Source organism: Micromonospora coerulea, assembly GCF_016598485.1.
In the GTDB taxonomy this organism is placed as follows: domain Bacteria; phylum Actinomycetota; class Actinomycetes; order Mycobacteriales; family Micromonosporaceae; genus Micromonospora; species Micromonospora coerulea.
Genome location: NZ_JAEMUW010000067.1, coordinates 1 through 4,523, shown reverse-complemented (window position 1 = coordinate 4,523; position 4,523 = coordinate 1). Strand labels below are relative to the sequence as shown.

The following is a 4,523-nucleotide window of genomic DNA, read 5'->3' as shown; positions in this document are numbered from 1 at the left end:
CCGGATACGTGACCTTGGCAAATCCGCGCGGCGGCGGTGGCAACAGCCGTGACGGTGACCCTCGGGTCGTGGACCAGGCCGGTCAGGCGGCCGGTTCGCTGGTGGGCGACCGGTGGCCTCCGTGGCACGCGACCAACGCGTCTGCCACGATTTCAGCGTCAGCTTCTGCGACGTCCGCCGGGTACTCCGGTAGCAGGTCGTCCCAGACGACCAGCCACGACCCCCACAATTGGGCCTGCCCCTCGGGCCGAGCGAAGAACCAAACGTGCAGGTGGGCGCCACCATCTCCGATGCGGTAGACGTGGGCCCGCGAGATGTGCGGCAGTGCCTGCATGTGGCGGACGATGCGAGTGCTCAACAGCCCCAGTTCGGCGGCCAGTTCGTCAGGTAGATCCGCCATGTCGTAGTGATCGCGCGGATACAGCATGAGCACCAGCGGGACGCCCACTCCCGGAATCCGGACCAGCCGCCAGTGATCGTTGATCCAGATCCCTTCGTCCCGGTCGCGGCAGGCGTTGCAGTCCGACGGATCCTCGCCGTGCCGCGCGGGCTCCGGGAGCACCGGCGGGCGCAACGGCGCTACGCGCAGTCCGTCCGGCTCGAACGGACTGATCTCCCATCCCGTCATGCGTGCCAACGGGAGCCGGCGCTCGCTGTCCGCGACGGCGACTGCGTGGTCATAGAACTCGTCCGGTCGTAAGGCCATGCGGCGAAGACTAGTACGACAAGATCCCAAGTGATCGATAGCCCCGTTGTGGCTGCCAGGCACCGCCGACGGTCTCGTACTCGACGGTCCGGATGAACCCGAAGCATCCGCTCGTCGGCAGATCAGGATGCCGAGCGGTAGCGGCCGCCGTCACGCTCCGCCACGCGCGGATCGCGGCAGATCCGGATGCCTAGCGCTGACACCTGCATTGCGAGCCATCCGCCTCCTGAGCGCATCCGGGTCAGCCACGGCCGCTCAGGAAGTGCGCCACGCCAAGCAACAGGAGCGTGGTTCCGGCGAATGCGCTGCCGCCGACGAGGATCGCGTCCGGCACGCCAGCCCCGCCGAGGTGATCGATCACGCCGGCTGCGGCCGCCGCGATCGTGGCGGTAAGCAGAATCAGCGCGGTCCACACGGCGCGCTGGCCCGTAGGAGTCGTGGCCATGGCGGTCCGTCCCTTCTTGGTGCCGACGGCCCCCAGTGGACCGGCTGCGACCATCGTGCGAGGCCGCAGCGAAGGTCAACTACCTAGATGCCTACTTTGACCATCGCTTTACAAACAGCCGTCGCGGGGCCTTCGGGTGCTTTACAGCGTTTGACGCCGGGGGTTGCTACCTCTTTACAACCGCCGCAGGGCGGCTAGATTCTGTTTGGACCATGACCGAACGCGAAGCGCTAAAGGCCGCGCTGACCCAGCTTCATCTCGACGCGGGCGCACCCTCCGGCCAGTTCGTCTCGAGAAGGCTCGGCGGCGCTCTGTCGCACACGTCCTTCTACAACATGCTGAACGGCGCCGGGTTACCCCAATGGCACAACCTCAAGGCCGTCGTCGAGGTCCTCTGCGCCAAGGCTGGCCGGACGGACAACGACGCCCTGGTGGCGCGCTTCCACGCCCTCTGGTCGGCGGCGAAAACGGCGACGCCGCAGCTCGCCGCAGCTAACGGCGGTGCGGAAGCGGATACCGCCGGAGAGCCCGAGTATTTCCGGCTAACGCCGGCGGATCTCAAGGCGGCCTGCGTGCTGCCGTACGCGCTCGACGATCAGTGGGCAACCCGTCAACACCTCAAACTGGCCCAGCAGGAGCGGATCTCCCTGGACGACCTGGGCGCCGGACGCCGCGACCTGATTCGGCAGGAGTTCGTCCGGTCCCTGATCTCCGCAGAGCAAGTTGTCGTCAACCGCAGCTTCCTCTTCCGGAATCCGGCCGTTGTGGAGTCGTACGTAGAGCCGGAAAGCCGCAGCGCCTTCGTGCAACTGCTCGGGGAGGAAGCCATCGTCGTGTTCTTGATCAAGGAGTCGAGCCCGCTCAAGTCGCATTTCGCGCAGGGTCTCGCCGCGGAACACTGGCGCCAGGTCGAGCACGAGGGCACCTTCGGCTACCTGCGGTTCTCATGGGTCGACAAGGACAACGACGACCTGTGCAAGGCCTGGGACGCCGACTTTGCTACCCGTATCCGGCGTTCGGCTAGCCTGCGGCTCGACCGCCTGCTCGAGGATGTCGGTGCCGAGGGGGGAAACATCGAGGACATGCGCAACGAACTGCTGCGGCTAGCCAAGCGCGCCACGGGCAAGGGCGAGGTGACGATCAACCGAGCTTCGCTCTACCGACGTTACCTGGTGCGCGCCGAGGCCGACGTTAAGCCGGGGCGCTACGACTTCGACAAGCCGAACGTCGTCGCACTCAAGTGGCTCTTCGACCTCACCTACAACTCGAACCTCGCCACCCGGCTCGGTATCGCCATCTCGACCCCAGTCGACTCGGCGCACCGCTCGCTCGTGCACAGCCCGAATTTTTTTCAGCCGAGCGACGATACGGGGACGTTCGACCCGGCCCGTGTACGTGCGGCGATTATGGAGGCGGTCCAGAACGCCGTCTTCCGGGCCGGAGACCTGTCAATCTTCGCCGGGGTCACGTTGCCGCAGGTCGTGGAGATCCGCCGGACCGAGGCCTGGACGACTTACCGCGACGCGGTCCACATCCTGCTTACCGAGCCATGGTTGATCGGCGATCCAAAGCGCGGCCTGCGACACGTCCTAACGTGCTACGAGCGCGTGGTGCACCGGATCGTAAGGTGAACCCGGTGAGGATGATCGTCTACGGCGCTGCAGGCTTTGTCTCCACGACGCTACTACTCGACGGCGAGCCACCGGCCGACGATCTCGTCCTGGTCGACCCGGCTGAGATCGACCCAGCCGTCCCCGCGCGCCTGCGCGAGCGGGGCGCTAAGGTCACGGTGCGGCGCGAAAACAGTTTGGACACCTGCAGCGAGGCCGACGTCCTACTTGTGATCGCGGGTCAGACCGACGTGGATGAGGCGCTTGCCAACCCCGCGCTCGCGTTCGTTTCCAACCCCGCGATAGCGCTGAATGCGGCGCAGTGGTCGCGCCGACACCCGTCTGCCCGGGCCATCTACCTCTCCACCGACGAGGTCCTCGGCGTTCCCCAGGGCGGCCCGTTGGCCGAGGACGCGCCACTGCGGCCGACGCAGCCCTACGCGGCGTCCAAGGCCATGGCCGAGACCACGCTGCGGTGCTACCGCGACACGTACGGGACGAACCTAACTGTCATTCGATCTTGCAACCTCGTCGGTGCGCGCCAGCGCGCGCGGAAGCTGATCCCCATCGCGGTCCAGCGCCTCGCCGAGGGCCGCCCGGTGCCGGTCCTCGGTACCGGACGGCAGACCCGCGAGTACCTCTCCGTCGACGACCTGTGCGACGCGCTGCGCATGGCGGTCGCCGGGTCGATGCCCACGGGCTGGTACCACTGCTCGTCGGAGGTCTCGTTCACCGTCCTAGACGTGATCGAGCTGGTCGCAGAGGCGCTCGGGGTCGCGGCCCAGACAGAGTCCGCGCCCGATCGGCTGGTGCAGGACCGGGCGTACGCCATGGACGCGTCGCTGCTGCGCAAATATGGCTGGCGGCCGCGCCGGCCGCCAGCCGAGTCGATAGGCACGGCAGCCCGTGCCCTATATGCGGCCTGGAGCAGCGGCGAAGACCTACGGTCACGGCGGATCAGCCGCGGCGGCTGAGTGTCCCGGCGCTGAGGCCGCGGATCGACGCGTCGAGGTGTCGGCATCGGCAGCGGGTCTTATATTTCGGGAGCTCGACGAAACCAGGGCAGCTCACTGCCGCAGCTCTGACTCATGCGACACAAAATCCGCCCGCCCCCACCGGCCCCGAGCCCCACCGCTGCAGTCACCATCCCCGTCGTCACCCAAGCAAGGTCTACCGCTTACCAGGTATTCGGTCCTCCATAACGGACACTCTCTCCCGGACGGCCAGCATTGGAGCCGGTTGAAGATCGGCTGGCCGTTCTTTGGCACGATCAGGTGCGCGCTCATCGGCACGTCCGGACAGCACCCGAGCCAGCTCTGCGGGACTCTGCGTAGCGCGCGCCTCGCGGCAGATCAGTACGCCTGATCATGGTTCGACGTCTGCGACCCATACGCGGCCGGGCTGGGCGTAGTCGCGCTCGGCTCGGTCCACCACCAGGCCGAACCCGCTTATGTCCGGGCTTCGTGAACAGACCAGGTCAATGCCCATCAGGCCGAATGAGTGCCCGGTCGAGACATCACGGAGTCTTGTACTCGATCGGGCGATGCCCTGCAGCACCGTGCCGACGACGAGCAGCCCGCGGCGTCCCCGAATGTCGAACACGTCGGTGATCCGGAACTCGAAGGTCGTCACAGCGGTGAGTGTGCCAGCACTGGGTCCTCTTGGAGGTCCGGCACCCAAGGCAGGCCGACACGGTGTTCTCGGCGGGTGGGCGGCTGGCACGGGTCAGTGACGGCGTCCCGGAATCCGATGCGCCCGACCA

The 4,523-nt window shown here is 67.0% G+C and carries 5 protein-coding genes; 2 read left to right on the top strand and 3 right to left on the bottom strand.

Translation table 11 applies throughout. The features are described from left to right. Positions 1 to 82 precede the first annotated feature (82 nt). A complete protein-coding gene (locus I8N68_RS32155) occupies positions 83 to 706 on the bottom strand; it encodes an HIT family protein (RefSeq protein ID WP_200216873.1) in 624 nt (207 codons plus the stop codon). A gap of 241 nt (positions 707 to 947) precedes the next feature. Next, positions 948 to 1,151, bottom strand: a complete 204-nt coding sequence (locus tag I8N68_RS32150) for a hypothetical protein (RefSeq protein ID WP_200216872.1) — start codon at positions 1,149 to 1,151, stop codon at positions 948 to 950. 212 nt (positions 1,152 to 1,363) lie between these two features. Here I8N68_RS32150 and I8N68_RS32145 point away from each other — a divergent pair, with 212 nt between their 5' ends. Both I8N68_RS32145 and I8N68_RS32140 read left to right on the top strand, forming a co-directional pair. Further along, entirely contained in the window at positions 1,364 to 2,782 is a 1,419-nt protein-coding gene (locus tag I8N68_RS32145; RefSeq protein ID WP_200216871.1) for a hypothetical protein, read from the top strand. A gap of 11 nt (positions 2,783 to 2,793) precedes the next feature. Next, the gene (locus I8N68_RS32140; protein ID WP_234040993.1) at positions 2,794 to 3,735 is read left to right on the top strand and encodes an NAD-dependent epimerase/dehydratase family protein; all 942 of its coding nucleotides are present in this window, start codon (positions 2,794 to 2,796) and stop codon (positions 3,733 to 3,735) included. A 391-nt stretch (positions 3,736 to 4,126) separates the two neighbouring features. Here the strand turns inward: I8N68_RS32140 and I8N68_RS32135 are convergent, their stop codons facing one another. Next, the gene (locus I8N68_RS32135; protein ID WP_200216869.1) at positions 4,127 to 4,393 is read right to left on the bottom strand and encodes a hypothetical protein; all 267 of its coding nucleotides are present in this window, start codon (positions 4,391 to 4,393) and stop codon (positions 4,127 to 4,129) included. Between the last annotated feature and the right edge of the window lie 130 nt (positions 4,394 to 4,523).